Source organism: Pandoraea horticolens (genome assembly GCF_902459555.1).
Taxonomy (GTDB): Bacteria; Pseudomonadota; Gammaproteobacteria; order Burkholderiales; family Burkholderiaceae; genus Pandoraea; species Pandoraea horticolens.
In genome coordinates this window covers 1-26,948 of record NZ_CABPSM010000022.1, presented here as the reverse complement: position 1 = coordinate 26,948, position 26,948 = coordinate 1, and the positions used below count along the sequence as shown (strand labels likewise).

The window sequence follows — 26,948 nt, the reverse complement described above, 5'->3', positions numbered from 1 at the left end:
CAATCAAGCTCCTTGCATGAGGTCCGGTGCGCTGCGCCGCTACGGCTCGCGCGCCCCGTGCGCCGCCGGACATGTGCGCACACAATAGCAGAGAGTCCCCGCGCGCGCATGGCGCTCGCCCCGATTGTCCCGGATTGCTCGCTCCGGCGCTTTTGCGCTAAGGTGACAGCGGACAACCGCAACGCACGAGGCGTGTCATGCAGGCATACACTCGCATGTGCACTACCGCGACGACCCTTGCCATCACGGCCGCACTGGCCGGCTGTAGCGATCACGGCCCCGCGCCGTGGCAAGGCTATGTAGAAGGCGAGTTTGTCTACGTCGCCTCTTCGCAGGCCGGAACGCTTCAGACCCTGTCGGTCAGGCGCGGCCAGCAGGTCAAAGCGGGCGACACCCTCTTCGATCTCGAATCCACGTTCGAACTTGCCGCACAGGCCCACGCGCGCAAGACACTCGCCAGCGCCGAAGCGCAATTGCGCGATCTCGACACCGGCAAACGTCCCGACGAAATCGCGGTATCGGCCGCGCAACTCAAGCAGGCCGTCGCCGTGCGCGACAAGTTGATCGCCCAGTTCGACCGCGATCAGGCGCAATACGCCGCAGGCGGCATTTCCCGCGAGCAACTCGACGCCAGCCGTGCCGATGCACGCAGCAGCACCGCACACGTACAGGAACTGCAAAGCAGCCTCGCCGTGGCGAGGTTGCCGGGCCGCGAAGCTCAGCGGCAAGCCCAGGCCGCGCAAGTCGACGCGGCGCGCGCATCACTCGCACAGGCCGATTGGCAACTCGCGCAGAAGCACCCGGGGGCGAGCGCTGCCGGACGCGTGTACGACACGATGTATCGCGTTGGCGAATGGGTTGCGGCAGGCAGCCCCGTCGTGCGACTGCTGCCGCCGGGCAACATCAAGGTCCGCTTCTTCGTGCCGGAGACCGTGCTAGGCAGCCTGAGTGCCGGGCAAACGGTGCGTATCGCCTGCGACGGATGCGGCGCAGGCGTCGACGCCCGCATCACCTATGTCGCCCATCAGGCGGAGTACACGCCACCGGTCATCTACAGCAACGACACACGCGACAAGCTCGTCTACATGATCGAAGCCCACCCCGCCCCGGCCGACGCCGCCAAGCTCAATCCGGGGCAGCCGGTGCAGGTGACGCGCCAATGAACGGCTACGACACACCGCCGCCCGATACCGCTGCGTTGCGAGGCAGTCGCGGTGGCCATGAAGATCTCGCCATCGACGTGAACGGATTGAACAAGCACTTTGGCGACAAGCACGTCGTCAGGAACGTATCGTTGCAAGTGCGGCGCGGCGAGGTCTTCGGCTTTCTCGGCCCGAACGGCAGCGGCAAGACGACCTGCATCCGCATGATGTGCGGGTTGCTCACGCCCGACTCGGGCAGCGGCACCTGCCTGGGCTTCGACATCGTGCGCGAGAGCGCGCAGATCAAGCGTCAGGTCGGCTATATGACACAACGTTTCTCGTACTGGGAAGACCTGACGATTCGCGAGAATCTGGATTTCGTGGCGCGCGTATACGGCATGCCGAACCGGCGCGAGGCGGTCGATCGCGCCATTGAAGGACTCGGCCTGAAAGGCCGTGCAAAGCAGTTGACCGGCTCACTCTCGGGCGGCTGGAAACAGCGCCTCGCACTCGCGGCGTGCATGCTGCACGAGCCGCGGGTGTTGCTGCTCGACGAGCCGACCGCCGGCGTCGACCCGAGCGCCCGGCGCGACTTCTGGGAGGAACTGCACGAGTTGGCCTCACGCGGCATTTCCGTACTCGTGAGCACGCATTACATGGACGAAGCGGAGCGCTGCCACAAGCTCGCTTACATCTCCTACGGCGAGTTGCTCGCGAAGGGCACGGCGTCGGAGATCATCGACAGCCAACATCTGTCGACATGGACGGTACATGCCGACAATCTCGTCGATCTGGCGCGCGAACTGCGCGCACAACCCGCCGTGGCGCAGACGGTCGCGTTCGGCGGCGCGCTGCATGTCAGCGGGTCGAACGCCGACGCGCTGGGCAAGGTGCTGCACGAACTGGCCGACACACACGGGCTACGCGTCACCCCCATCGATACCAGCCTGGAAGACGTCTTCATCTACCTGATGAGCCACGCGAAGGACAACTTCGGAGACCGCGCATGAGCACGCCGCTGGGGTTCTCCATCGCGCGGTGGTGGAGCATCGTGTGCAAGGAGTTCCTGCAACTGCGCCGCGACCGCGTGACCTTCGCGATGATCGTGGGCGTGCCGCTCGTGCAACTGACGCTCTTCGGCTTCGCCATCAACACCGATCCGAAGCACATGCCCACTGCGGCGATCGTTGCCGACGACAGCGAATTCACGCGCAGCTTCATGGCGGCAATGGAGCACTCGGGGTACTTCCACGTGACCGAGACGCTCACGAGCGAGGAAGCGGGACGCGCCGCGCTGGCGCAGGGACGCGTTCAGTTCGTGCTGAATATCCCCGCCGACTTCACACGACGGTTGTTGCGCGGCGAACGGCCTGCCGTGCTCATCGAGGCCGACGCGACAGACCCGATGGCAATGGCCTCGGCACTCGGCGCGCTACCCGCCATCGCGCAGTCAGTCGCGCAGAAAGACCTGACCGGCCCGCTCGCGCCACTCGCCGGCGGGCAGAGCGCCTTCGACGTGCAGGTGCACCGGCTGTACAACGCCGAGGGCATCACGCAATACAACATCATCCCCGGACTAATGGGGGTGATTCTGACGATGACGCTCGCCATGATGACGGGGCTCGCCATCGTGCGTGAGCGCGAGCGCGGGACGATGGAAAATCTGCTCGCCACGCCGGTGCGGCCCATCGAAGTCATGACGGGCAAGATCGTGCCGTACATTGCCATCGGACTGATTCAGGCAAGCATCATTCTTATCGCCGCGCGTTTCGCCTTTCACGTGCCGTTCGAAGGCAGCGTGATCGCCATCTATCTCGCGGCCCTGGTCTTCATCGCGGCCAATCTGACGGTGGGCATCGCACTCTCGTCGTTCGCGCAGAATCAGTTGCAGGCCATGCAACTCACCGTGTTCTATTTTCTGCCGAACATGCTGCTCTCGGGCTTCATGTTCCCGTTTCGCGGCATGCCTGCGTGGGCACAGGCCATCGGCAATGTCCTGCCGCTCACCTATTTCAACCGGCTCATTCGCGGCATTCTGCTCAAGGGCAACGGATGGGGCGACGCCTGGCATGACCTGTGGCCGCTGCTGGTCTTCTCCGCCGTTCTCATGGCGGTGGCCGTCAGGTTCTACAAACGAACGCTCGACTGAGGCCATCATGAGAGTTGCCCACCGTGCGCATCGTCACCGCCCTGCCCGCAGCGCATTGCGATGGCTCGCACTCGGGCTTGGCGCAACACTCGCCGCCTGCGCGGTCGGGCCGGACTTCCACACGCCCGAACCTACGGACGTTGCTCGATACACGACCGGCGTGCAACTCTCTTCGACCGCCGGAACAGGCGGCACACAGGGTGCGGCGCAAACGCTCGCTGCCGGGGACGACGTGCCATCGCGTTGGTGGACCCGCTTCGGCTCGCCCGCGCTGGACGCGCTCGTCGCCCAAGCCCTGGCCGATAGCCCGACCCTGCGCCAAGCACAGGCCAAGTTGCGTCAGGCGCAAGAAGACTACCGCGCGCAGGCAGGTGCGCGATGGCTGCCGTCTGCCGATCTGAAGCTCTCCGGCACACGCGAGCAGGTCGATCTCGCATCGTTCGGCATCACCAGCGTGCCGAGCCCCGGGCCGTTCACCCTATACAACGCGAGCGTCAACATCTCTTACACGCTGGATGTCTTCGGCGGGAATCGACGCGTGCTGGAAGGTCTGGCTGCTCAGATCGACTACCAGCGCTTCGAAGCGGAAGCCGCCCGGCTCTCGCTCGCGGGCAATGTTGTGACGGCGGCCCTGCGGCAAGCCAGTGCACGAGCCCAGCTCTCGGCGCTGGAAGGCATGGCGAGCGCACAGCGGGCACAGCTCGGTATCACGCGCGCGCGGCAACGTGTGGGAGGCGTAGCACCGTTGGACGTCGAGAATCAGGCGGCGCTCGTTGCACAGACCGAAGCGCAGTTACCCGCGCTGCGCTTGCAGATCGCCCAATACGATCATCAATTGGCGCGCCTGACCGGTCGAGCCCCGGGGGCGTTCACGTCCCCCGTCGTCGATCTCAACGGCCTGACACTGCCGCAGACGGTTCCCGTTTCCCTGCCATCGACATTGGCCCAGCGACGCCCGGATATCCGCGCGTCGGAAGCGCTGCTGCACAAGGCGAGCGCCGACGTCGGTGTGGCGACTGCGAATCTTTACCCGCAGTTCACGCTCTCCGGCAGCTTCGGCACCCAACGCATGCGAACGGCTGATCTGGGTAACGGCGTCAACATCTGGAGCCTCGGGATGAACCTGCTCCAGCCGCTGTTTCGCGGCGGCGAGTTGCACGCGCTACGGCGCTCGGCGCTCGCCGCTTACGACGCCGCACTGGCGTCGTATCAGGACACCGTGCTGCTCGGCCTCACGCAAGTCGCCGACGCCATGCGCGCGCTGGAGGCCGACGCTGCCGCCCTCACAGCCCGTGACGATGCCGCCCGCCGGGCGGAAGCGGCGTTCCGGATAGCGAGCGAGCGATATCGCGTGGGGGGCATCAGCCATCTCTCGTTGCTCGACGCGCAACGGCAGGCACTCGACGCCACTCGCGCCCGGCTCGACGCGCAAGGGGCTCGTCTGACAGACACGGCCGCGCTTTGGCAAGCACTGGGCGGAGCAGCAACGGAGCCAGCGGAATCGAGGGCCGAAACCTACCCCAGAGACTGAGCTTCGTCGGCGAGACATTTCATCAGCGTGGCAACCGGCGCACGTTTGAGCGCCGATTGACGCACGAGTACCCCCAGCTCGCGTGTGAGCGGCGCGCCGGAGAGCGGCAGCACCCGAACGCCATGAACGGCTGCCGCGCCGGCTTTGCCCGCCTTCCCCACCCTCTCCACCGCCTGACCGTCGACGGGCAGGCCGATGAGCGTCGCGGGCACGATCGACCATCCCAGTCGCGCGCGCACCAGACGAAGAATGACTTCGGGCTCGTCCAGCTCCACCCCTTCGCGCACCCAGAGGCGGTGCCGTCGCAGGTATCGCTCGACCAGGTCGCCACCGTACGAGCGCCGGTTGTAGCGCACGAAGGGCATCTCCGCCACCCAATCGGCCACCGTGCCGCGAGTCCCCTCCGGCGCGATGGCAACATAAGGCTCCTGCATGAGCGTGAGCCATTTCATATCGGCGGGCACCCCAATGCGGGGCCGGATCATCACCGCCAGATCGAGTTCTTTCGCGTCGAGCTGCCCCAGCAATTGCACCGACATGCCCGGCACGATGTTCAGATGCGGCATCGCCCCGAGCGCCGTCCAGCGTTGCACCGCGCCCGGCAACAGACCAAGCTGCACAGTGAGGATCGCACCGACATGAATAGGCGCCAGTGCTGCTTGTGCGTCGTGCGTCCCGGCCTCGCCGCGCATGGCCTGGTATCCGGCGATCACCCCTTGCGCCTGCGCGAGCAGGCGGCGGCCATCGTCCGAGAGCGACACGGCGCGTCCGGTTCGCTCGAAGAGCTGCACGCCGAGATCGTCTTCGAGACGCTGAATCTGTGCGCTCACGGCCGACTGCGTCAGTCCGAGACGCGCGCCCGCCGCCGAGAACGAAGCGGTTTCGGCTGCCGTGACGAAGGTTTTCAGGTAACGGATCATTGATCGAAAATTTCGTTGCTGAGCGGTTGAATTATTCGTTTCTGATTATTTTTATCGATGGATAGAATCTACAGCAAATCGGTGAGAGCATTCCGCCCGCCGATGGACAAGGAAAAAAGACGTCCGCGAGTCCACGCGGCATTCGAATCTCGTTCAACCCCACATTGCGCCGGAGTCCCACATGGCAACACCGCTCTTTCATCTCGCGTTTCCCGTCGATGACCTCGAAGCGGCCCGCCGCTTCTACGGTGGCGTGATGGGCTGTACCGAAGGCCGTAGTTCGGATCACTGGATCGATTTCGATTTTTTCGGTCATCAACTGGTCGCGCATCTCTCGCCGGACGAGGCGGGCAAGCGCATCACGAATCCGGTCGACGGCGACGAGGTTCCCGTCCCGCATTTCGGCGTTATCCTTGACATGCCCGCGTGGCATGCACTGGCCGATCGTCTGCGCGCTGCCGGGACCCGTTTCGTGATCCAACCGCATATTCGCTTCGCCGGACAGGTGGGCGAGCAGGCGACGCTGTTCTTCTACGACCCGGCGGGCAATGCGCTGGAGTTCAAAGCATTTGCCGACCTGTCGCAGGTCTTCGCCAAGTGAGGCCGTGCTTCATGCCACTCCACTGTCGCTTGCGCCGGTAGGCGCGAGGGTATTCAAGGCGCCGCCGTATGTCGGCGCCTGTGTTTTGTCGGTTACTGTTTCGTTTCAGCCAAGAGTCTTCTCATGAGCCAATTTGTTATTTCGGCCCCGCCTCAGGCGTCGGTCGCCGTCGCAGGCAGCGACGCTCGTTTCCCCGTGCGCCGCGTATTCTGCGTCGGCCGTAACTACGCCGCGCACGCGCGCGAGATGGGCAGCAATCCGGATCGCGAGCCGCCGTTCTTCTTCATGAAGCCGGCCGACGCCGTCGTTGCCGCCGAAGGCACGCTGCCCTACCCGCCGCTCACGAGCGAGCTGCATCACGAAATCGAGCTGGTCGTCGCCATTGGCGCTGACGGCGAGAATGTCGATGCCGGCCACGCGCTGTCGCTGGTGTGGGGCTACGGTGTCGGTGTCGATCTCACGCGCCGCGACCTCCAGCAACAGGCCAAAGACACACGTCGTCCATGGGACTGGGGTAAAGCGTTCGACGCCTCGGCACCCTGCGGCCCGCTCCACGCGGTGGCGGAAGTCGGTCATCCGAAGGAAGGCCGCGTGTGGCTGGACGTGAACGGCGAGAACCGTCAGACCGGCGATCTCAATGAGTTGATCTGGTCGGTGCCCGACCTCATCGCCGAGATCTCGCGCAGCGTGAAGCTCGCTGCGGGCGATCTGATCTTCACCGGCACGCCTGCGGGCGTCGGGCCGCTCGAACCGGGCGACAAGGTCAGCGCCGGTGTGGCAGGAGTGGGCGAGATCGCTTTCACCGTCGGCAAGAAGCCGGCGGCCTGACCCATCGTCATCCAATTGATTTTGCAGGTTCCGCACCGGCAGACCGGCAAGGATATCCACAACTACTGTTGATAACCCTTTGCATAAGTACTCGGCCGGCGGCGCAAACGCCCGCCAGCATTGAGTGTCAAGTGCATTGCCCAATTTGCCGTCACCGGTGCGGCATCCGACGCCTTGAACGGGTGCCCCCGCGGCGGCGTGTTACGTCCCGCGCACCACGTCCCCCTTCACCTTTCATTCCTGAAACGTTTTCATCCGAAAGGCTGAGCACAGTCCGTATCAAACATCGAACTTCCCTGTTGATTCAATGAGTTGCAGCCACTGGCATGCTTCTCGCATCGGTAAGTGTGCAAGTCGTCCGCCTCCGGGAACGTCTCTTCGCCCAGGTCGACCGCCTCGGGAATCAAGTCATGCACGCCACATGGCCCCGGCACGCCCGATGCCAATCCCTCGCCGGGAGCGCCCCGGAGGCGGACGGATTGCACTAGTGATCGATTGACGTCGGACGATGGGAAATACACAGGGAGGGGATTATGCAAATGCGCCGCACCGGGCCTTGCGCCCTAAGTCCCTGCGCCCGGTCGCTCGCACCTGCGAGTCCGGCCAAATCAGCCCGCCGTCAGCCGCGCGAGCGGTGCGCGAGCTGGCGGCACCGGCGGCATGATGCCGCCGGAGACCGGCGCCATGTGGCGCCCGGAAGAGCCTTGCGCTGAAGCCGACCCTCGTCAGGTGGCTTCAGCCCTCTTCCGCCCAGACCTTGGCGGCGCGCACCGCGCGCTGCCAACCCCTGACAGCACGATCGACATCGCTCTCGGAGAGCTTGCGGGAAAAGCGCCGCTGTAACTGCCATTGGCGTTGCAGCGTGTCCATATCCGGCCAGAATCCCACAGCGAGCCCGGCGAGATAGGCGGCCCCTGCGGCGGTCGTCTCGATGACCTTGGGACGCACCACGTCCGCCCCCAGCAAATCCGCCTGCCATTGCATCAGAAGATCGTTGGCCGCCGCGCCGCCGTCGACCCGCAACTCCGACACATGCAAACCGGCGTCGGCTTCCATCGCGCGCAAGACGTCGAGCGTCTGAAAAGCAATGCTCTCGAGTGCCGCACGCGCCACATGGGCGGCAGTGGTGCCGCGTGTCGCGCCGAACAATGTGCCGCGTGCGCGTGGCTGCCAATGCGGTGCGCCGAGCCCGGCGAATGCCGGCACGAGGACGACACCATCGGCGTCGGGCACGCTGGTCGCGAGCGCTTCCACGTCGCGCGAATGGCGGATGATGCCCAACCCGTCGCGCAACCACTGCACAACCGCACCGCCGATGAAGATGCTGCCCTCCAGCGCGTAGTCCACCCGATTGCCAATCTTCCAGGCCACCGTCGTGAGCAGGTTATGACTGGACGCCTGCGGCTTGCTGCCGGTGTTCATCACCATGAAGCAGCCCGTGCCGTACGTGTTCTTCACCATGCCGGGCGAGAGACACATCTGCCCAAAGAGGGCCGCCTGCTGATCGCCCGCGATGCCCGCAATCGGCACCGGCACCGGGAACAGCGGCGTGGCCGTATGTCCGAACACTTCGCTCGACGAGCGCACCTCCGGCAACATGCTGCGCGGCACGCCGAGCAGCGCGAGAAGTTCATCGTCCCACGCGAGCGTGTGGATGTTGAAGAGCATGGTGCGCGATGCGTTCGACACATCCGTCACATGCAGCTTGCCGCCCGTCAAATGCCATACGAGCCAGCTATCAATCGTGCCGAAGGCGAGGTGTCCCGCTTCGGCGGCGTCGCGCGCGCCGTCGACGTTATCGAGAATCCAGCGAATCTTGGTGCCGGAGAAGTACGAATCGACACGCAGTCCGGTGCGGCTGGCGACGAGATTTTCCTTGCCTTGCGCACGCAACTCATCGCAGAAATCCGCCGTCCGGCGATCCTGCCAGACGATGGCGTTGTATACCGGCTCGCCCGTGCGGCGATCCCACACGACAGTCGTCTCGCGCTGATTCGTGATGCCAATGGCCGCAATGTCGCTCCCGCCCACGCCCGCATGTGTCAACGCTTCGGCGGCAACGCCAGCCTGCGTCGACCAAATTTCGCGCGGATCGTGCTCGACCCAGCCGGGGTGCGGATAGATCTGACGGAATTCCTTCTGCGCGGTCGCCACGACATGGCCATCGCGATCGAACAGCAACGCCCGCGAACTGGTCGTGCCCTGATCGAACGCGAGGATGTACGCTCCTCCTGCCATTGCGCTGGTCTCCTGTTTTTTTCTACGGGCGTCAGGCGGCCATTTCCATGTGCTGTGCAAACCATCGCTGCACGCTAGCTTCGCCGTCCTTGCCGACATGTAGCCCGAGCTTGGTCCGGCGCCACAGCACGTCTTGCGCCGTGCGCGCCCACTCGTATTGCACAAGATAGCGCAGCTCGGCTTCATACAGATCGCCGCAGATGCGTTGCCCCAGATCGTCGAGCGAATTGGCTTCGCCAACCAGCACGTGGGTGCGCGTTCCGTACGTGCGCGCATAACGATGCGCCAGCGTCTGCGGCAGCCACGGCAACTGGGCGCGCAGCGACGTTTCGAAGGCCCCCGCATCCGGCTCGGCCATGTCGCCGCCCGGCAGCGGCGCGCCCGCCGTCCAGTCGCCGTGCGTGAAGCCCAGCGGGCCATGCAGATGCGACATCGCCTCTTCCGCGAGACGACGGTATGTCGTGATCTTGCCGCCGAACACCGACAGCAGCGGCGCGCGCGTGCCGGGCGCGTCCAGTTCGAGCTTGTAATCGCGCGTGACGGCCGACGGGTTCGAAACCTCTTCTTCCATCAACGGCCGCACGCCCGCATAAGTCCAGACGACATCGCCAGGCACGATCGGCTTGGTGAAATACTCGCTGGCCGACCGGCAAAGATACGCAATCTCGTCGTCGTCGATGGCGACCTGCGCGGGGTCGCCGTGATACTCGATATCGGTCGTGCCGATCAGCGTGAAATCGCGCTCGTAGGGAATCGCGAAGATGATGCGCTTGTCCGGGTTCTGGAAGATGTAGGCGTGATCGTGATCGAACAGCTTGCGCGTCACGATATGGCTGCCCTTGACCATACGCACGCGATGCGTCGCATTCTGGCGCAGTACGTCGCCCAGCAGATGCCCCACCCACGGCCCGGCCGCATTGACAATGGCCCGCGCACGCACGGTCTGATGCGTGCCCTCGGGCGTCTCTAGCTGGGCCGTCCACATGGCCTCGCCGCGATCCGCGCCGATGAGCTTCGTGCGCGTGAGGATCGTCGCACCGCGCTCGGCCGCATCCTGCGCGTTGAGCACGACCAGACGCGCGTCCTGCACCCAGCCGTCCGAGTAGACGAAACCGCGCGTCAACTCACGGCGCAGCGGTGCGCCCGCCGGATGCCGGCGCAGATCGATACCGCGCGAGCCGGGCAGCATTTCGCGTCGTGCAAGGTGATCGTAAAGAAACAGGCCCGCGCGAATCAGCCACGCAGGACGAAGATTCGGCATATGCGGCATCACGAAACGCAGCGGCCACATGATGTGCGGCGCGGCGCGCAGCAGCACTTCACGCTCCTGCAACGCCTTGCGCACCAGACCGAACTCGTAATACTCGAGATAGCGCAGACCGCCGTGAATCAGCTTGGTACTCGCCGACGAAGTATGAGACGCCAGATCGTCCTGCTCGACGAGCAACACCCGCAGACCGCGGCCAGCGGCGTCGCGCGCAATGCCCGTCCCGTTGATCCCACCGCCCACGACCAGCAGGTCATAAGGCGCAAGCAGGTTGTCCGATGGCGATTGAGTGGATGTCTGCACGTCGTCACTCCCGTGTGATGGGCGTTAAATCAGAGAAAGTTCGGAAATGTTCGTTTACGTTAAATTTTATTCGTTTACGAACATTTAGACTCGGATTTTAGCAGATCACGCCGCATGAGTTTCGAATTCGCGCATTTCTCTGCCTGAATATGCGAATTCGCATCTGACCTGAGCGCCACCTGCGTCAGTCCGCGACGTGCACCAGCGTGCCCGCCTCGGCGATCACCTGCGCCATGCTTTCGGGCACCGGGCGATCGGTGAACAGGGCGTCGATCTGAGACAGGTGCCCCAGCCGGACAAGCGCCGGGCGTCCGAACTTGCTGTGATCGGCCGCCAGAAATACGGTGCGGGAGTGCGCGATGATCGCCTCGGCCACGCGGACCTCTCGATAGTCGAAGTCTCGCAGCGTGCCGTCGGTGTCGATGGCAGAGATGCCGACGATGCCGAAATCGACTTTGAACTGACGGATGAAGTCGAGCGTGGCCTCGCCGGTCACGCCCTGGTCGCGGGCGCGCACGACGCCACCGGTGATAATGACCTCGGCGTCGGCGTAGCTGCTCATCATGGCCGCGACGTGCAGATTATTAGTGATGACGCGCAAGCCGCGATGACGAGACAGCACCCGGGCCACGGCTTCCGTCGTGGTGCCCAGATTGATGAAGATCGATGCGTGATCGGGGATTTGTTCCGCCAAGCGTACGGCGATGCGGCGCTTTTCATCGGCCAGATGAGTCTGACGGGCGTCGTAGGCGTCGTTCTCCGCCCCGCCCGGCAGGCCAACCCCGCCGTGGTAGCGGCGCACCCATTTGCGCTCGGCCAGAAAGTTGATGTCGCGCCGGATGGTCTGCGGCGTCACGTCGAAGCGCGCCGCCAGTTCGTCGACCGTAAGAAAGCCGTCGCGGCGAACGGCGTCGAAAAGCGCCTGCTGGCGCGGGTTCAGCGGGGCCTGCCCGGCGTCGCCAGCGGAGGAGAGCCCTTCTGAGACATCAACGGATTCGGTATGGGACATCGGCACGCATGCGGTAAAAGCCTTCGTGTCGCCCGGCCGGCGGCACGTTCGCCGTCATGATACCCCGCCGTTATATGACGCCGCCGTGACAGCGGCATGACACTGCGGCCGTTATCCGCGTCGCACGATGCTCAGAGACACTGACGCACGGCGTCGGCAAGCGACTGCGGGCCGGTCGACCCGAGATAGAGCGAACCCTGGCTGCCCGGCTTTTGCGGTGCGAGATCGAGAATGGCGAGAATGCCGTCGTCTTGCGAGGAGAGCTGGAGTGTCTGACCGGTGCCGGCATTCTGCCGTTGCAGGCGGGCATAAGGCAGTTGCTTCTTCCAGAGACGCGCCGTGCAGGCGCTCACGCTGGCAAACGCCTTCTTCGAGGAACCTTGCCATACGGCACCGTTACTGCGCGCGTCGTCGACCGTATCGCGATAGGCAGGCAACGTCTCGACTTTTACATTTTCCGGTGCAACGTCGGCGACGCTGCCCACAGGCGGATCGTTGCACGACGCGGCGGGCGGCGTCTGCGCGCAAGCGGCCAGCAACACAGCGAGCGTCACACTCGCTGCGGCAACCGCCCCCGTAGCACCGCGCCGCGCCGCACGCGTCGTGCCGGAATTCCTGTCTTTTCCCCGGTTCATGCCCCCGCTCCACACTTGCTAGTGGCCGTCGCACGCGCCATGTCTTCCAGCCGCTGCGGCAAGCCGGGCATCGTCGTGACGACAGCTTGGTATCTGGTCCCGGCGCCCTATCACTGGTGGGCTGCTGGCCACGCAATGTCTTTTGCGCCCGTGTCAGGCCACAACTCGCGCCGTATTGTTCGGTCTGCTCTGGTAATGCCGCCCCCTCGCACGCCCCGCGCCTTGCATTGCGGGCCACACGGCTTATCGGGCGACATACCGCCAGTTGGCGCTCATCTTACTCGTGTTATTCATAGCATGGCAATTCGCGCAATGCGCGCTGGCCCGAATCGCGTATATTGCAGGTTTCTGTCACACTGCGCCGCACCGCCTCGCGCCCGACCCTGCTGCGAGCCGACGTGCCACCCCGCCCACCGAGCCCTGGAGCAACCATCCGGCCGGTACGCCATAAGCGAGGACAACAAGCGGACCGATAGTCACACGTGGCGCATGTGAACCCAGCCAACCCGTATCCACTTTTGCGACTGTCCCGATTTCCATGTCCAGCAATGCGCAAGCCCCGATCATCGTCATCGCCCCCGATTCGTTCAAAGGTTCACTGAGTGCCCCGGAAGTCGCGCGCGCCATCGCGTCCGGCATCGCCCGCGCGCTGCCGCAAGCCGAATTGCGGTTGCGTCCGATGGCCGACGGCGGCGAAGGCACGCTCGACGCCCTGCTCTCCGCAGGCGGTCGACGAGTGCCGCTGTCGGTGCGCGGTGCGGGTCAGGCATCGGTCACCGCCGAGTACGGCATCATGCCCGACGGCACCGGCGTGCTGGAAAGCGCCAACGTGGTGAGCATTACCGACCCCGTCGGCATGCAGACGCCGGTGGCCGAGCGCTCGACGGTCGGCCTCGGCGAACTGTTGCGCGCCCTGCTCGATACCGGCGCGCGCCGTGTGCTCATCGGCCTGGGCGGCAGCAGTACGAACGACGGCGGCGCAGGTCTGCTCGTCGGTCTCGGTGCGCGCTTGCTCGATGAATCTGGCGAAGCCGTCCAGCCAGTGCCTGCGGCGCTGCATCGCGTCGCATCGATCGACCTGAACGGGCTCGATGGCCGTCTGAAGGACTGCGAACTGATCGCCATGTCCGACGTGAACAATCCGCTCAACGGCCCGCAAGGCGCGACGGCGATCTTCGGGCCGCAAAAGGGCGTGAGCGAATCACAGGTCGAACCGCTCGACCGTGCCATCGCTCATTTCGCCGGGCATGCCCATCGTGCGTTCAGTGCCAACGAGGCGGCCAGCCGTGCCGGTGCTGGTGCGGCAGGCGGTCTGGGCTTCGCGCTGCATTTGCTCGGGGCGCAGTTCCGCTCCGGCGCGGAAGTGGTGGCCGAGCGCGTTGGACTGCCGCAAGCGGTGGAAGGCGCCGACTGGCTCGTTACCGGCGAAGGCCGCAGCGACGGGCAGACGCTTTCGGGCAAGACGCCGATGATTGCCGCCCAGATGGCGATCAAGGCAGGGGCGACGGCGTCGCTGCTCTCAGGCGCGATCGATCGCAGCGCGCTGGAAAGTCTCTCGCGCGTGTTCTCCGGATGCTTCTCGCTGACGTTCGGCCCCACTACGCTGGAGAAGGCGATTGCCGACGCGGCGGGTCTGCTGGCCGACAGCGCGGAACAAATGACTCGCCTGCGCTATACCCACAAGGGCTGAGCCGCGCACGTCATCCGTGCACTCGCGTCATTCGACGATGCCGAGCGTGGCGGCCGCCAGTCGCGCCACGTCTAACGCGCTCTGGGCATCGTCGCCGTCCTCCATGCGCCAAACAGCAGACAACCCCGCCCACGCCAGCACCCACTGCAACAGCCGTTGACGGTCGAGCGCTGCGGCGTGCGTCACGATGTCGACGCGCCGCACAAAGACACCGGGAGTGAGTGCCGTTTCGCCGTCCGGATTGCAGAAAAGATTCGCGTAGTCGAAGCCGCGCTCGCCGTAGAGCCCCTTCGGATCGATGGCGAGCCAACCCCGGTCGCCAAAGTCGAGCACGTTGGCGTGGTGAATATCACCGTGCAGCACAACCTCGTCACGCGGCGTACTAAGCAACGCGCGCGCGGCATCAGCAAGGCTCCGCCCTCATGCGCCAGCACCGGCGCAGCGCCGTCGCCATGCCACCATGCCATGACATTCGCGCCCGCAATTTCTTCACGTTCATTCGAGATCTTGAGAATGGCCTGCGTGCCTGCCTGACGCACAGGCAGAAGATGGCCAGCGAGGGATGCAAACGCCTCCCCATCACGCGTGAGGTTCCATCGCAGGAGGTAAGGTTCGAACATATCAAGCCCCATCAGCAAGCACCGGAGGAAATTTGCGCCCGCAACCGCGGTGGGACAAGGTCGTCACAATGGCGATTATCGCCGGCACGACCGTGATGTCGCTGTCGAGTCGCGCGAGCGCTTCGGGTAGCGCGCCTGCTCGCCTCGCTTCGAGCACTCGCGCGACAAGATTCGTGAACAACACGTCACACCATCAGATCCACGAACTGGTGCACCGGCATCGCCTCCAAGCGTTGCTGATCGAGCGCGATGTCGAGGACGCGCGCTTGTGCGCGGGCAGCGAAGCGGCGCGCCAGATTCGTCTTGAACTTCTCCACGAGCAGCGGAATCCCCTCGGCACGGCGGCGCATGTGGCCGATCGGGTATTCGACCAGCACTTCGCCGAGCGTGGTGCCGTCGGTCAGCGTGACGCTCAGCCCGTTGGCAATCGAACGCTTGTCGGGATCGTGATAGTCGCGGGTGAACTGCGGGTCTTCCTCGCAGACGATATTCGCGCGCAACGCATCGATACGAGGATCGGCGGCGACCGCATCCTCGTAGTCGGCCGCCGTCAGACGCCCGAATAGCAACGGCACCGCCACCATGTACTGAATACAGTGATCGCGGTCGGCCGGATTGGCGAGCGGCCCCTGCTTGTCGATGATGCGAATCGCGGCCGCATGCGTGCGGATTCTGACCGAGCGAATGTCCTGCGCGCTGCGCCCCATCGCCTGCAACTGGCTGTGAAGTGTCATTGCCGCCTCGGCGGCCGTCTGCGCGTGAAACTCGGCCGGGAAGGAAATTTTGAACAGCACGTTCTCCATCACATACGAACCATAGGGGCGCTGAAATGCGAACGGCTTGCCCTTGAACAGCACGTCGTAGAAGCCCCAGGTCTTGGCGGTGAGCACCGACGGATAGCCCATCTCGCCGGTGCGCGCCATCAGCGCGAGCCGTACGGCGCGGCTCGTCGCATCGCCCGCGGCCCACGACTTGCGGCTACCGGTGTTAGGGGCCTGACGATACGTGCGCAGACTCTGCCCGTCGACGAACGCGAGCGAAAGCGCGTTGATCAGTTCGTCGCGCGAGAGTCCGAGCATTTCGCCGACGACCGCCGTCGACGCCACTTTCACCAGCACGACGTGATCGAGGCCGACCTGATTGAACGAGTTCTCCAGCGCCAGGCAGCCCTGAATCTCGTGCGCCTTGATCATGGCGGCAAGCACATGACGCATCGTCAACGGCGGCTGACCCTGCGCCACCGCGGTGCGCGAGAGCCAATCGGCCGTCATGAGAATGCCGCCGAGATTGTCGGACGGGTGCCCCCATTCGGCGGCCAGCCAGGTGTCGTTGAAGTCGAGCCAGCGAATCATGGCGCCCAGACTGAACGCCGCCTGCACCGGATCGAGTTGATACGGCGTGCCGGGGACTTTCGCCCCGTTCGGCACCACCGTACCCGGCACAATGGGGCCCAACAGCTTGGTGCAGGCCGGATAGGACAATGCTTCGAAACCGCACCCGAGCGTATCGATCAGGCAGTTTCGGGCGGTGTCGAAGGCGAGATCGCTGCGGATCTCATAGGTCAGGACGTAATCGACAATGTCCGCGAGAACCTTGTCGGGCGAAGGACGCACGTTCGAGATACCGGCAGACATCGATTACCTCCTGTCATTACGTTGTCAAAACACGTCTCCGGGAATACGCACCCAGCCGTCCATCAACACCCGGGCGCTACGGCTCATGATGGCCTTGGTGACCGTCCACTCGCCGCCCTCCTGCTTCGCTTCCGCGCCCACGCGCAGGGTGCCCGAGGGATGCCCGAAGCGCACCGCGCTACGCGCGCCGCCACCGGCGGCCAGATTGACCAGCGTACCCGGAATTGCCGCCGCCGCACCGATGCAGACCGCCGCCGTGCCCATCATCGCATGATGCAGCTTGCCCATCGACAGGGCACGCACCAGCAGATCGATGTCGCCGGCATTCACGGCCTTACCGCTCGATGCCGTATAACCGGCCGGCTTCGCGACGAACGCGACCTTCGGCGTGTGCTGACGCGTTGCCGCTTCGGACACGTCCTTGATCAACCCCATACGGATCGCGCCGTGCGCGCGAATGGTCTCGAACATCGCAAGCGCCTTCGGATCGCTGTTGATCGCGTCCTGCAACTCCGTGCCCCGATAGCCGATGTCTTCGGCATTGAGGAAAATGGTCGGAATGCCGGCGTTGATCATCGTCGCCTTGAAAGTGCCTACGCCGGGCACTTCGAGATCGTCGACGAGATTGCCGGTCGGGAACATGGCACCGCCCTCACCGTCTTCCTCGGCGGCCGGATCGAGGAATTCGAGTTGCACTTCGGCCGCCGGGAACGTCACGCCGTCGAGTTCGAAATCCCCCGTCTCCTGCACCGCACCGTTCGTCATCGGCACGTGCGCGATGATCGTCTTGCCGATGTTGGCCTGCCAGATACGCACGACGGCCACGCCATCGCGCGGCACCCGCGCCGGATCGACCAGTGCGCCGCTGATCGCGAACGGGCCGACGGCCGCCGACAGATTGCCGCAATTGCCGCTCCAGTCGACGAACTTCTGGTCGATCGACACCTGACCGAACAGGTAGTCCACATCGTGCCCCGGCCGCTCGCTTTTCGCGACGATGACCGTCTTGCTCGTGCTCGACGTGGCCCCGCCCATGCCGTCGATCTGCTTGCCATACGGGTCCGGGCTGCCGATCACACGCATGAGCAGCGCGTCGCGCGCCGCGCCCGGCACCTGTGCGGCGTCGGGCAAGTCCTGAAGGCGAAAGAACACGCCCTTGCTGGTGCCGCCACGCATATAGGTGGCGGGAATGCGGATTTGTGGCTGATGCGCCATCACATCTCTCCTCAGGCGGCCGCCTGCGACGATTCCAGAAAGTCCTGCGCGAAGCGCTGCAGCACTCCGCCCGCCTCGTAGATCGACACTTCTTCAGCGGTATCCAGACGGCAAGTCACCGGCACCTCCACACGTTCGCTGCTTCCGTCCTTCTTCTGGCGGTGAATGACCAGCGTGAGATCCGCGCGCGGCGTGCGCTCACCGATCACGTCGAACGTTTCGCTGCCGTCGATGCCCAGGGTCTTGCGGTTCGTGCCCGGTTTGAACTCGAGCGGCAACACCCCCATGCCGACCAGATTGGTGCGGTGAATGCGCTCGAAGCCTTCGGCGACGATCGCCTCGGTGCCCGCCAGACGCACGCCCTTGGCCGCCCAGTCGCGCGACGACCCCTGACCGTAATCGGCCCCGGCAATCACGATGAGCGGCTGCTTGCGCGTCATATACGTCTCTATCGCTTCCCACATGCGCGTGATCTTGCCTTCCGGCTCGATGCGCGCGAGCGACCCCGCCTTGACCTGCCCGTCGACCACGACCATCTCGTTCTTGAGCGTCGGGTTGGCGAACGTGGCGCGCTGCGCCGTCAGGTGATCGCCCCGATGCGTGGCGTACGAATTAAAGTCCTCTTCCGGCAACCCCATCTTCGCGAGGTACTCGCCGGCTGCGCTGTCGGCCATGATCGCGTTCGACGGCGAGAGGTGATCGGTCGTGATGTTATCGCCCAGCACCGCCAGTGCACGCATGCCGCGCAGCGTGCGCTCACCGGCCAGCGCTCCTTCCCAATAGGGCGGACGGCGGATGTAGGTACTCATCTCGCGCCAGTCGTACAGCGGCTCGGCCGGCTCGCCATGCTCGACGGAGGCAGCGAACATCGGCTCGTACACACGGCGGAATTGTTCCGGCTTGACGCTGCTCGCGATGATCGCGTCGATTTCCTCGTCGCTCGGCCACAGGTCTGCAAGTCTCACGGGCTTGCCGTCGGCATCGACACCCAGCACATCCTTTTCGATGTCGAAGCGGATCGTCCCGGCAATGGCGTAAGCCACCACCAGCGGCGGCGACGCGAGAAACGCCTGCTTCGCATACGGATGAATCCGGCCATCGAAGTTGCGGTTGCCCGAGAGCACAGCCGTGGCATACAGATCGCGCTCGATGATTTCCTGCTGGATCATCGGGTCGAGCGCACCCGACATGCCGTTGCACGACGTGCAGGCGTAGGCGACGACGCCGAAGCCGAGCGATTCCAGTTCCGGCAGCAGCCCGGCGGCTTCCAGATACAGCGTGACAGCCTTCGAGCCGGGCGCCAGCGAACTCTTGACCCAAGGCTTGCGCACGAGGCCCGCGCGATTGGCGTTGCGTGCGAACAGCCCGGCGGCAATCATATTGCGCGGGTTGTTCGTGTTCGTGCAGCTCGTGATTGCCGCGATGATGACCGCACCGTCGGGCATCAGGCCCGGTTCGTTCTCGACTTTACCGCTGATGCCGCGTGCGGCCAGCTCGCTCGTCGGCACGCGCTTGTGCGGATTCGACGGGCCGGCGATATTGCGCACAACACTCGACAGATCGAACGTGAGCACGCGCTCGTACCGTGCCTTCGTCAGGCTGTCGGCCCACAGACCCGCTTGCTTTGCGTAGGTCTCGACCAATGCGACGAGAGCGTCGTCGCGGCCGGTGAGCTTCAGGTATTTGATCGTTTGTGCATCGATGTAGAACATCGCCGCCGTGGCGCCGAACTCGGGCGCCATGTTCGAGATCGTCGCGCGGTCGCCCAGCGTGAGGTTGGCGGCGCCCTCGCCGTAAAACTCGAGGTAAGCGGACACCACCTTTTCCTTGCGCAGGAATTCGGTCAGCGCCAGCACGATATCGGTCGCCGTAATGCCCGGCTGCGGCTTGCCCGTCAGTTCCACGCCGACAATATCCGGCAAACGCATCCACGACGCGCGCCCGAGCATCACGCTCTCCGCTTCCAGACCGCCCACGCCGATGGCGATCACGCCCAGCGCATCGACCATCGGCGTATGCGAGTCGGTGCCCACGAGGGTGTCGGGGTACGCCACGCCGTCCGTCACCTGAATCACCGGGCTCATGCGCTCCAGGTTGATCTGGTGAAGAATGCCGTTGCCTGGGGGAATCACGTCGACGTTGCGAAACGCGCGCTTCGTCCAGTTGATGAAGTCGAAACGGTCTTCGTTGCGACGGTCTTCAATGGCACGGTTCTTCGCGAACGCGTCCGGATCGAAGCCGCCGCATTCGACCGCCAGCGAGTGATCGACGACGAGTTGCGTGGGCACCACCGGATTGACTAGCGCCGGATCGCCGCCTTGTGCGGCAATCGCGTCACGAAGACCGGCGAGATCGACGAGCGCGGTCTGGCCGAGAATGTCGTGACACACCACGCGCGCAGGGAACCAGGGGAAATCGAGATCGCGGCGTCGCTCGATGAGTTGCTTGAGCGAATCGGTAAGCGCCGCGGGATCGCAACGGCGCACGAGGTTTTCGGCCAGCACGCGCGACGTGTAGGGCAGCATGTCGTAAGCGCCCGGCGCAATGGCCTCGACGGCAGCGCGGGCGTCGAAGTAATCGAGCGACGTCCCGGGCAGCGTTTTGCGGTATTCGGTGTTCATCATGTGAGGAAAGTGTCGGCCCGGCCTGTGGCGGTGTTCAAACGATGTGCCTGCATGGTGGATGTCCGGGATGCCCGTGCGGAGCGGTGGCGCAGATCCTGTCACCACCGCCCCAGGCCGTGCGGGCAAGGCATGCCCGGTCGGGCAATCTCAGCGCTTTTCGATCGGCACGAACTGCTGATCTTCCGGCCCCGTGTAGTTGGCGCTCGGACGAATGATCTTGTTGTCGATGCGCTGCTCGATGATATGTGCGCTCCAGCCCGACGTGCGCGCAATCACGAACAACGGCGTGAACATCGCGGTCGGCACGCCCATCATGTGGTAGCTCACGGCGCTGAACCAGTCCAGATTCGGGAACATCTTCTTGACGTCCCACATCACCGATTCCAGACGCTCGGCAATGTCGTACATCTTCGTGTTCTGCTGATCGCTCGACAGTTCGTGCGCCACTTCCTTGATGACCTTGTTGCGCGGATCGCTCACGGTGTAGACCGGGTGACCGAAGCCGATGATCACTTCCTTGTTCTCGACGCGGTTACGGATATCGGCCTCGGCTTCGTCGGGCGAGTCGTAGCGCTTCTGAATCTCGAAAGCCACTTCGTTCGCGCCGCCGTGCTTCGGGCCGCGCAGCGCGCCGATGGCGCCGGTGATCGCCGAGTGAATATCCGAGCCCGTGCCCGCGATCACGCGCGCCGTGAACGTGGACGCATTGAACTCGTGCTCCGCGTACAGGATCAGCGAGGTGTGCATCGCCCGCACCCACAGATCCGACGGCTTTTCGCCGTGCAGCAGATGCAGGAAGTGACCGCCGATGCTGTCGTCGTCCGTCTCGACATCGATGCGCACGCCGTTCTGACTGTAGTGGTACCAGTACAGCAGCATCGAACCGAGGCTGGCCATCAGCCGATCGGCGATGTCGCGTGCGCCCGGCACGTTGTGGTCGTCCTTCTCCGGCAGCACGGTGCCGAGCACCGAGACGCCCGTGCGCATCACATCCATCGGGTGTGCGGCGGCGGGGACGGTTTCGAGGGCGTCCTTGACGGCAGCCGGCAAGCCGCGCAGCGACTTCAGCTTGGCCTTGTAGCCGCGCAGCTCCGCCACGGTCGGCAACTTGCCGTACACCAGCAGATACGCAATTTCCTCGAACTCCGAGGTCTGGGCCAGATCCAGAATGTCGTAGCCGCGATAGTGCAGATCGTTACCCGAACGGCCCACGGTACACAGGGCGGTATTGCCGGCGGTTACCCCCGACAGGGCAACGGATTTCTTCGGTTTGAAGCCAGTGGCAGTCGTCTCGCTCATGCTCTTTCCTCCAGGATCAGGTATTCGGTTATTTCTGTTGGGCGAACAAAGCGTCGAGCTTCTGTTCGTAAGCGTGGTAGCCGATGCTCTCATAGAGTTCGGCGCGCGTTTGCATGGTGTCGAGTGCGGCCTTTTGCGTGCCGTCGCGACGAATCGTGTGATAGACATTCTCCGCCGCCTTGTTCATGGCGCGGAATGCCGAGAGCGGGTACAGCACCAGACCGACCTGTGCACTCTTCAACTCTTCCACGGTGAACAGCGGCGTCGAGCCGAACTCGGTGATGTTCGCGAGCACCGGCACCTTCACCGCGTCGGAGAACTGGCGGTACATCGGCAACTCGGTCATCGCTTCCGGGAAAATCATGTCGGCGCCCGCTTCAACGCACGCACAGGCGCGATCGATGGCGGCCTGAAGTCCCTCTACGGCCAGCGCGTCGGTGCGCGCCATGATGACGAAGCTCTCGTCGGTGCGGGCATCGACTGCCGCCTTGATACGGTCGACCATCTCCTGCTGGCTCACGATGGCCTTGCCGGGGCGATGCCCGCAACGCTTCGCGCCGACCTGATCCTCGATGTGCATGGCGCCTGCGCCGAACTTGATGAGCGACTGCACCGTACGCGCGATGTTGAACGCCGACGGACCGAAGCCGGTATCGACGTCGACCAGCAACGGCAGATCGCAGACATCGGTGATACGGCGCACGTCGGTCAGCACGTCGTCGAGCGTGGAGATACCCAGATCGGGCAGGCCGAGCGAGCCCGCCGCCACACCGCCGCCGGACAGATAGATCGCCTTGAAACCGGCCGCCTTGGCAAGCAAAGCGTGGTTGGCATTGATAGCGCCGACAACCTGCAACGGTTGCTCGGTCTTGACGGCCTCGCGGAAGGCGGCGCCGGCCGAACGAATGGTTTGCGTCACTTGAGTCCCTCGGTCGTGTCGTGCGCGACTGGCAGCCTGACGCCGCCGAATCGCACTTGGGTTGAGTTATGGCCACTTCTATAGCAATGGTCGTGCCAGCGGAGCACCGGTGCGCGCGCCGTAATCGTCGTCGCGCACCTAACGCGTTCATTTGTCAGCAGAAATTCTTCGCGGAAGTGACGTTTACGTCAAGCCGATTGTCGCTTGATGCGTTTCGCTCATGTCGCATTATGTTTCATTTTGAAACAAACTATGAAACAAAACGTCGCATCATGCTACGATACGCTATCTTTTCCCTGCGGCCTCAGCAGTCCACCGCCGCAAGATTGTCGATGAGTTACGTCATGCCCAACGCCGCCGATTTGCCACCCCGTCTGCCGGCTTCCGCCGCGAGCGGCGCCCGTGTGGGGTTCGCGCAACCCGTGGCCGCCATGCGCAAGCCGGTGATCTGGGCGGTGGGTATCAGCAAGCTCGGCGAGCTGTACCGCGACATCGTGCCCGACTACGCTGCGCAAGCCGATGTGCAGATCATCGACAAGGGCTACGAAGCGGTCATCGAGGCATTGGAGCGCTTGCCCGCCGGCAGCGTAGACGGCATCGTTGCGGCCGGATCGAACGGCGCATTTCTGCGCGAGCGCGTCGCCCTGCCCGTGGTGCTGGTGAAAGTCACCGGCTTCGACGTGATGCACGCGCTGGCAAGGGCACGTCGTGCCCTGCCCCCACCCCCGCCCGCCTCGCCTGCCTCGCGTATTGCGCTCGTGTCCTACGCGCGGCCTGCGCCCGAGTTCGAGCGCTTCAAGAGCGCCTTTCACCTCGACATCGCGCAGCACGCCTATTTCGATGCCCACGACGCCGAAGACCTCGTGCATCGGCTGCGCGACGAAGGCGCGGAAGTCATCGTCGGCCCCGGCCTTGTGACAGAGTTGGCCGAGCGCGCCGGACTCACTGGCGTTTTTCTCTACTCGCAGGATTCAGTACGCGCCGCGTTCGATACCGCCCTCGAAGTTGCGCGCTTCGGGCGTATCGAAGCTCAGCGGCGCGAGCGGCTCGACACCGTGCTGCGGCATTTGCACGAAGGCGTGGCGGCGGTCGATCTGAACGGACGCATCGAAGCCATCAATGCGTCGATGGCAGGCATGCTCGGCGTAACCGTCGCCGACGCCGTCGGCCGTCCGCTCGATGCCATTGCACCTGCGCTCGACATTGCCCGTACGCTGGAGAGCGCGAGCGCGGAACTCGAGGCCATTGTCTCGATGGCGGGCAAGACGTGGGTCGTCAACCGCATTCCGCTGCTCGATCAGGGCACGCTAACGGGTGCGCTGCTCACCTGCCAGGACTCGCAGTCGTTCGCGCGCGTGGATCGTTCGCTGCGCTCGCGTCATCGCCCCCGGCATCTCGTGGCGCGCTACCGCCTCGACGACCTGATCGGCGACTCGGCAGCGATGACGCAGGTGCGCGCGCTGGCACGCCGCTACGCACAGACCGATTCGACCGTGCTCGTCCACGGCGAGAGCGGCACCGGCAAGGAACTGCTTGCGCAGGGCATTCACAACGCCAGCCGGCGGCGCGATTACCCGTTCGTCGCCATCAACTGCGCCGCATTTCCCGAGACGCTGCTCGAAAGCGAACTGTTCGGCTATGAAGACGGCGCATTCTCCGGCGCCCGGCGCGGCGGCAAGGCGGGTCTGTTCGAGACAGCGCACAACGGCACCATCTTCCTGGACGAAATCGGCGAGATGCCCATGCCGCTGCAAACACGTCTGTTGCGGGTCTTGCAGGAACGTGAAGTGCTGCGTCTTGGCGCGACCGAACCCGTGCCGTGCGACGTGCGCGTGATTGCCGCCACGCACCGCGATCTTCGGCAGCAAGTTGTCGCCGGACTGTTCCGCGAAGACCTTTACTACCGGCTCAACATTCTGCGCATGGTGTTGCCGCCGCTGCGCGAGCGCATGGACGACCTGCCGCGCCTCACGCCCCTCTTTCTCGAACGGGCGCTCGCTCGCGCCGGGGCGCGCATGAGCGTCGACGCGCTACAAGCATCGCTGCTGCCGCTGCTGGCCACCTATCGCTGGCCGGGGAATGTGCGGGAATTGGAGAATCTGCTGGAGCGCATTGCGGTCGTGTGCGCCGACGTCGTCGATGCGCGGGAAATCGGCCGCGCGCGATTGATCGAAATTGCGCCAGAGTTGGGAATAACGTCATCCGATGTTTCAAAAGCGAACAACGGACGAAAAATGGAGGGTCGGGATTCCCCCCCCGAAACTCGCGTCGATGAGGCAGATGCCGGCACAACGCCGCCCCTGGCGGGCCGAGCCCGGCGTGCAGCGGAGGAACTCGCCCGCATTCACGCTACGCTGGCGGCGTGCGGCGGCGAGCGCAACGCCGCCTGCGAAGCGCTCGGCATCAGCCGCTCGACGCTCTGGCGCAAACTTCGTGACACTAGCGGCGGCTGAGCCTCATCGAGCCGATGCACCTCCGCCGTCAATGCTGGTGACGGATACGATCCCACATCTCGTGCCAGTCCAGGCGCTTGTGCTCGGACGGCTCATCGTGATGCGTCACCCAGAAATGATCGACGGCCATGCCGATGGCGAAGCCGACGAGCAGGGCCACAAGCATCATCGAAAGGTTGAGCATGGACATGGCGGCCTCCTATCGGTCGGGAACACGCTTCCATTCTAGTCAACCGTTTTCACGCCCGCATCCCACTCTCTATGGCGACGGCGTAAAAAAACCGGGGTCGAAACCCCGGTTCTTCATTGACTGCGAATGATGCGCGCAATGCGCATCGAAAGCGGCTTCAGTGCTTACCACGTTGCAATCAGCGCGCCCTTGAACTGCGTTTCGATGAACTTCTTCACTTCATCCGAGTGATAGGCGTCGACCAGTTGCTTGACCCACGGCTTGTTCGCATCTTGCGTGCGCACGGCGATCAGGTTGGCGTACGGCCCCTTCAGGTCTTCAATGGCGATGGCGTCACGTTGCGGCACCAAACCGGCTTGCGCAGCGAAGTTCGTATTGATCGACGCCGCGGCCAGATCCGGCAAGGCGCGCGGCAGTTGTGCGGCTTCGAGTTCCACGATCTTCAGCTTCTTCGGGTTCTCCGCGATGTCCAGCGGCGTGGCGTTCTTGCCGTCGAGCCCCGCGCGCAGCTTGATCAGGCCTTCCTTTTGCAGCAGAAGCAGAGCACGGTTGCCGTTCGACGGATCGTTCTGGATACCGACCTTCGCGCCGCTCGGCAGATCCCCCAGCGACTTGAACTTCTTCGAGTAGAAGCCCAGCGGCGAGACGTACGTGAGACCGGCGCTCACGATCTTGTAACCGCGGTCCTTGATCTGACTGTCGAGGAACGGCTTGTGCTGGAAGCCATTGGCGTCCAGATCGCCCGCGTCGAGTGCCGCATTCGGCTGTGCGTAGTCACTGAACTCGACGATCTTGATTTCGAGGCCGCGCTGATGCGCCACCTTCTTCACGACTTCGAAGATCTGCGCGTCCGAGCCGGCCATCGTGCCGACCTTCAGGGGCTTGTCGGCCGTCTGGGCCGCAGCGCCGAGGGATGCCAGCGCAAACGTGGCGCCGAGGAACGCGTTGATCAGTTGACGGGACAGCATGTGCGATTTCTCCTTTTGCTTATCTGGCGCCTGTTGAGCGCCTGTTCGGTATCAAGCGGGCCTCACGAGCCCGCGGCGGTGGCGGGTGGCCGTTAGCCTCTCGCGCAACCCAGACCTCGGATGCTGCCATAGATGCGGGTTTACGCGAAATACATAATCGGCATTTCCATATCTCCCGTTCGTTTCGATAGGCAGGGGCAAATCGCAAAAAAAAGCCCCCTCGGATCACCGAGAGGGCGTATCGCCGGGAGAACAGCCTGATAACGGGCCGGGGGGGAGGCACGGCCGGCGGCTACGCCGCCAGCCGGTCGCATCAGGAACCGACGATTAACCTGTGAGACTCGCTATACCGTTGAATTGCGGAACAGACCCTGCACGTGCTGTGCCGAGTACGTGCAGGCTGTCCACCCTTGGCTCAGGGGCACGGCTCCTCGCCGTTCTGTCCGTTCATTGAACATCCCCCTCCGCCACCGAAACCGCTGGAGCCACCGAAAGCTGCAAGCCCATTGCCACCAGCTGAACCACCAATGCCGCGACCGCCGGGGCCTGAAGCACCAACGCCACCGCCCCCACCGCTGCTGGCGCCAACGCCTCCGCCGGGGCCACCACCGGGACCACCGCCGGGGCCACCACCGGGACCACCGCCGGGGCCGCCACCGGGACCACCACCCGGGCCACCGCCGGGACCACCACCCGGGCCACCGCCGGGACCA

Annotated in this window: 21 protein-coding genes and 1 pseudogene; 8 read left to right on the top strand and 14 right to left on the bottom strand. The window is 64.5% G+C overall.

The window, feature by feature from the left end; translation table 11 throughout:
* Window positions 1-197: 197 nt before the first annotated feature.
* The 4 genes from PHO31112_RS24125 to PHO31112_RS24110 are packed head-to-tail and all read left to right on the top strand — an operon-like array spanning window position 198 to window position 4,822.
* The gene (locus PHO31112_RS24125) at window positions 198-1,163 is read left to right on the top strand and encodes an HlyD family secretion protein (protein WP_246178529.1); all 966 of its coding nucleotides are present in this window, start codon (window positions 198-200) and stop codon (window positions 1,161-1,163) included.
* The gene (locus PHO31112_RS24120) at window positions 1,160-2,152 is read left to right on the top strand and encodes an ABC transporter ATP-binding protein (protein WP_150623846.1); all 993 of its coding nucleotides are present in this window, start codon (window positions 1,160-1,162) and stop codon (window positions 2,150-2,152) included. Before PHO31112_RS24125 ends, PHO31112_RS24120 begins: the two co-directional genes overlap by 4 nt.
* Window positions 2,149-3,291, top strand: coding sequence for an ABC transporter permease (locus tag PHO31112_RS24115; protein WP_150623844.1), 1,143 nt, complete (start codon window positions 2,149-2,151; stop codon window positions 3,289-3,291). The genes PHO31112_RS24120 and PHO31112_RS24115 overlap by 4 nt, the downstream gene beginning before the upstream one ends.
* Before the next feature lie 7 nt (window positions 3,292-3,298).
* A complete protein-coding gene (locus tag PHO31112_RS24110; protein WP_150623842.1) occupies window positions 3,299-4,822 on the top strand; it encodes an efflux transporter outer membrane subunit in 1,524 nt (507 codons plus the stop codon).
* Here the strand turns inward: PHO31112_RS24110 and PHO31112_RS24105 are convergent.
* Complete coding sequence (locus tag PHO31112_RS24105; protein WP_150623840.1) at window positions 4,807-5,742, bottom strand: LysR family transcriptional regulator; 936 nt, start codon at window positions 5,740-5,742, stop codon at window positions 4,807-4,809. The two genes, PHO31112_RS24110 and PHO31112_RS24105, sit on opposite strands and share 16 nt — an antisense overlap.
* A gap of 181 nt (window positions 5,743-5,923) precedes the next feature.
* Between PHO31112_RS24105 and PHO31112_RS24100 the strand changes: the two genes are divergently transcribed.
* The gene (locus PHO31112_RS24100) at window positions 5,924-6,343 is read left to right on the top strand and encodes a VOC family protein (RefSeq protein WP_150623838.1); all 420 of its coding nucleotides are present in this window, start codon (window positions 5,924-5,926) and stop codon (window positions 6,341-6,343) included.
* Window positions 6,344-6,466: 123 nt separating this feature from the next.
* Window positions 6,467-7,171: a fumarylacetoacetate hydrolase family protein gene (locus PHO31112_RS24095; protein WP_150623836.1), complete on the top strand. Its 705-nt coding sequence runs from the start codon at window positions 6,467-6,469 to the stop codon at window positions 7,169-7,171.
* A 735-nt stretch (window positions 7,172-7,906) separates the two neighbouring features.
* Here the strand turns inward: PHO31112_RS24095 and glpK are convergent.
* The 4 genes from glpK to PHO31112_RS24075 form a co-directional block, all read right to left on the bottom strand.
* Window positions 7,907-9,409 carry a glycerol kinase GlpK gene (gene glpK, locus PHO31112_RS24090; RefSeq protein WP_150623834.1) on the bottom strand — a complete coding sequence of 501 codons (1,503 nt, stop codon included), beginning with the start codon at window positions 9,407-9,409 and terminating at the stop codon, window positions 7,907-7,909.
* A 31-nt stretch (window positions 9,410-9,440) separates the two neighbouring features.
* The gene (gene glpD, locus PHO31112_RS24085) at window positions 9,441-10,979 is read right to left on the bottom strand and encodes a glycerol-3-phosphate dehydrogenase (protein WP_150623832.1); all 1,539 of its coding nucleotides are present in this window, start codon (window positions 10,977-10,979) and stop codon (window positions 9,441-9,443) included.
* 184 nt (window positions 10,980-11,163) lie between these two features.
* Window positions 11,164-11,988, bottom strand: coding sequence for a DeoR/GlpR family DNA-binding transcription regulator (locus PHO31112_RS24080; protein ID WP_150623830.1), 825 nt, complete (start codon window positions 11,986-11,988; stop codon window positions 11,164-11,166).
* 131 nt (window positions 11,989-12,119) lie between these two features.
* Window positions 12,120-12,623 carry a hypothetical protein gene (locus PHO31112_RS24075; RefSeq protein ID WP_150623828.1) on the bottom strand — a complete coding sequence of 168 codons (504 nt, stop codon included), beginning with the start codon at window positions 12,621-12,623 and terminating at the stop codon, window positions 12,120-12,122.
* Window positions 12,624-13,161: 538 nt separating this feature from the next.
* Between PHO31112_RS24075 and PHO31112_RS24070 the strand changes: the two genes are divergently transcribed.
* Complete coding sequence (locus PHO31112_RS24070) at window positions 13,162-14,313, top strand: glycerate kinase (protein WP_150623826.1); 1,152 nt, start codon at window positions 13,162-13,164, stop codon at window positions 14,311-14,313.
* 27 nt (window positions 14,314-14,340) lie between these two features.
* Here the strand turns inward: PHO31112_RS24070 and PHO31112_RS28285 are convergent.
* The 6 genes and pseudogenes from PHO31112_RS28285 to prpB all read right to left on the bottom strand — a co-directional run bounded on the left by PHO31112_RS28285 (window position 14,341) and on the right by prpB (window position 22,624).
* Window positions 14,341-14,933 (bottom strand): annotated as a pseudogene (locus PHO31112_RS28285) (aminoglycoside phosphotransferase family protein).
* A 185-nt stretch (window positions 14,934-15,118) separates the two neighbouring features.
* Window positions 15,119-16,567 (bottom strand): bifunctional 2-methylcitrate dehydratase/aconitate hydratase, encoded by a 1,449-nt coding sequence (locus PHO31112_RS24060; RefSeq protein WP_150623824.1) that lies wholly within the window; start codon window positions 16,565-16,567, stop codon window positions 15,119-15,121.
* Between the two features lie 24 nt (window positions 16,568-16,591).
* Window positions 16,592-17,782 carry a 2-methylaconitate cis-trans isomerase PrpF gene (gene prpF, locus PHO31112_RS24055; protein WP_150623822.1) on the bottom strand — a complete coding sequence of 397 codons (1,191 nt, stop codon included), beginning with the start codon at window positions 17,780-17,782 and terminating at the stop codon, window positions 16,592-16,594.
* Between the two features lie 11 nt (window positions 17,783-17,793).
* Window positions 17,794-20,406 (bottom strand): Fe/S-dependent 2-methylisocitrate dehydratase AcnD, encoded by a 2,613-nt coding sequence (acnD, locus tag PHO31112_RS24050; RefSeq protein ID WP_150623820.1) that lies wholly within the window; start codon window positions 20,404-20,406, stop codon window positions 17,794-17,796.
* A 147-nt stretch (window positions 20,407-20,553) separates the two neighbouring features.
* The gene (prpC, locus tag PHO31112_RS24045; protein ID WP_150623818.1) at window positions 20,554-21,705 is read right to left on the bottom strand and encodes a bifunctional 2-methylcitrate synthase/citrate synthase; all 1,152 of its coding nucleotides are present in this window, start codon (window positions 21,703-21,705) and stop codon (window positions 20,554-20,556) included.
* Window positions 21,706-21,733: 28 nt separating this feature from the next.
* Complete coding sequence (gene prpB, locus PHO31112_RS24040) at window positions 21,734-22,624, bottom strand: methylisocitrate lyase (RefSeq protein WP_010806244.1); 891 nt, start codon at window positions 22,622-22,624, stop codon at window positions 21,734-21,736.
* A gap of 344 nt (window positions 22,625-22,968) precedes the next feature.
* Between prpB and prpR the strand changes: the two genes are divergently transcribed.
* Window positions 22,969-25,077 carry a propionate catabolism operon regulatory protein PrpR gene (gene prpR / locus PHO31112_RS24035; protein WP_343042792.1) on the top strand — a complete coding sequence of 703 codons (2,109 nt, stop codon included), beginning with the start codon at window positions 22,969-22,971 and terminating at the stop codon, window positions 25,075-25,077.
* A gap of 28 nt (window positions 25,078-25,105) precedes the next feature.
* Here the strand turns inward: prpR and PHO31112_RS27275 are convergent, their stop codons facing one another.
* From PHO31112_RS27275 to PHO31112_RS27440, 3 genes are all read right to left on the bottom strand, one after another.
* A complete protein-coding gene (locus tag PHO31112_RS27275) occupies window positions 25,106-25,267 on the bottom strand; it encodes a hypothetical protein (protein WP_174977107.1) in 162 nt (53 codons plus the stop codon).
* Window positions 25,268-25,431: 164 nt separating this feature from the next.
* A complete protein-coding gene (locus tag PHO31112_RS24030) occupies window positions 25,432-26,235 on the bottom strand; it encodes a MetQ/NlpA family ABC transporter substrate-binding protein (protein WP_150623816.1) in 804 nt (267 codons plus the stop codon).
* A 447-nt stretch (window positions 26,236-26,682) separates the two neighbouring features.
* A partial coding sequence (locus PHO31112_RS27440) for a hypothetical protein (protein ID WP_217427070.1) occupies window positions 26,683-26,948 on the bottom strand: 266 nt, incomplete at its 5' end.

Bases quoted from the DNA above. Each gene is read 5' to 3' on its own strand.
- PHO31112_RS24125 (WP_246178529.1), top strand. From the start codon at position 198: ATGCAGGCATACACTCGCATGTGCACTACCGCGACGACCCTTGCCATC.
- PHO31112_RS24120 (WP_150623846.1), top strand. From the start codon at position 1,160: ATGAACGGCTACGACACACCGCCGCCCGATACCGCTGCGTTGCGAGGC.
- PHO31112_RS24115 (WP_150623844.1), top strand. From the start codon at position 2,149: ATGAGCACGCCGCTGGGGTTCTCCATCGCGCGGTGGTGGAGCATCGTG.
- PHO31112_RS24110 (WP_150623842.1), top strand. From the start codon at position 3,299: ATGAGAGTTGCCCACCGTGCGCATCGTCACCGCCCTGCCCGCAGCGCA.
- PHO31112_RS24105 (WP_150623840.1), bottom strand. From the start codon at position 5,742: ATGATCCGTTACCTGAAAACCTTCGTCACGGCAGCCGAAACCGCTTCG.
- PHO31112_RS24100 (WP_150623838.1), top strand. From the start codon at position 5,924: ATGGCAACACCGCTCTTTCATCTCGCGTTTCCCGTCGATGACCTCGAA.
- PHO31112_RS24095 (WP_150623836.1), top strand. From the start codon at position 6,467: ATGAGCCAATTTGTTATTTCGGCCCCGCCTCAGGCGTCGGTCGCCGTC.
- glpK (WP_150623834.1), bottom strand. From the start codon at position 9,409: ATGGCAGGAGGAGCGTACATCCTCGCGTTCGATCAGGGCACGACCAGT.
- PHO31112_RS24080 (WP_150623830.1), bottom strand. From the start codon at position 11,988: ATGTCCCATACCGAATCCGTTGATGTCTCAGAAGGGCTCTCCTCCGCT.
- PHO31112_RS24075 (WP_150623828.1), bottom strand. From the start codon at position 12,623: ATGAACCGGGGAAAAGACAGGAATTCCGGCACGACGCGTGCGGCGCGG.
- PHO31112_RS24070 (WP_150623826.1), top strand. From the start codon at position 13,162: ATGTCCAGCAATGCGCAAGCCCCGATCATCGTCATCGCCCCCGATTCG.
- PHO31112_RS24060 (WP_150623824.1), bottom strand. From the start codon at position 16,567: ATGTCTGCCGGTATCTCGAACGTGCGTCCTTCGCCCGACAAGGTTCTC.
- prpF (WP_150623822.1), bottom strand. From the start codon at position 17,782: ATGGCGCATCAGCCACAAATCCGCATTCCCGCCACCTATATGCGTGGC.
- acnD (WP_150623820.1), bottom strand. From the start codon at position 20,406: ATGATGAACACCGAATACCGCAAAACGCTGCCCGGGACGTCGCTCGAT.
- prpC (WP_150623818.1), bottom strand. From the start codon at position 21,705: ATGAGCGAGACGACTGCCACTGGCTTCAAACCGAAGAAATCCGTTGCC.
- prpR (WP_343042792.1), top strand. From the start codon at position 22,969: ATGCCCAACGCCGCCGATTTGCCACCCCGTCTGCCGGCTTCCGCCGCG.
- PHO31112_RS27275 (WP_174977107.1), bottom strand. From the start codon at position 25,267: ATGTCCATGCTCAACCTTTCGATGATGCTTGTGGCCCTGCTCGTCGGC.
- PHO31112_RS24030 (WP_150623816.1), bottom strand. From the start codon at position 26,235: ATGCTGTCCCGTCAACTGATCAACGCGTTCCTCGGCGCCACGTTTGCG.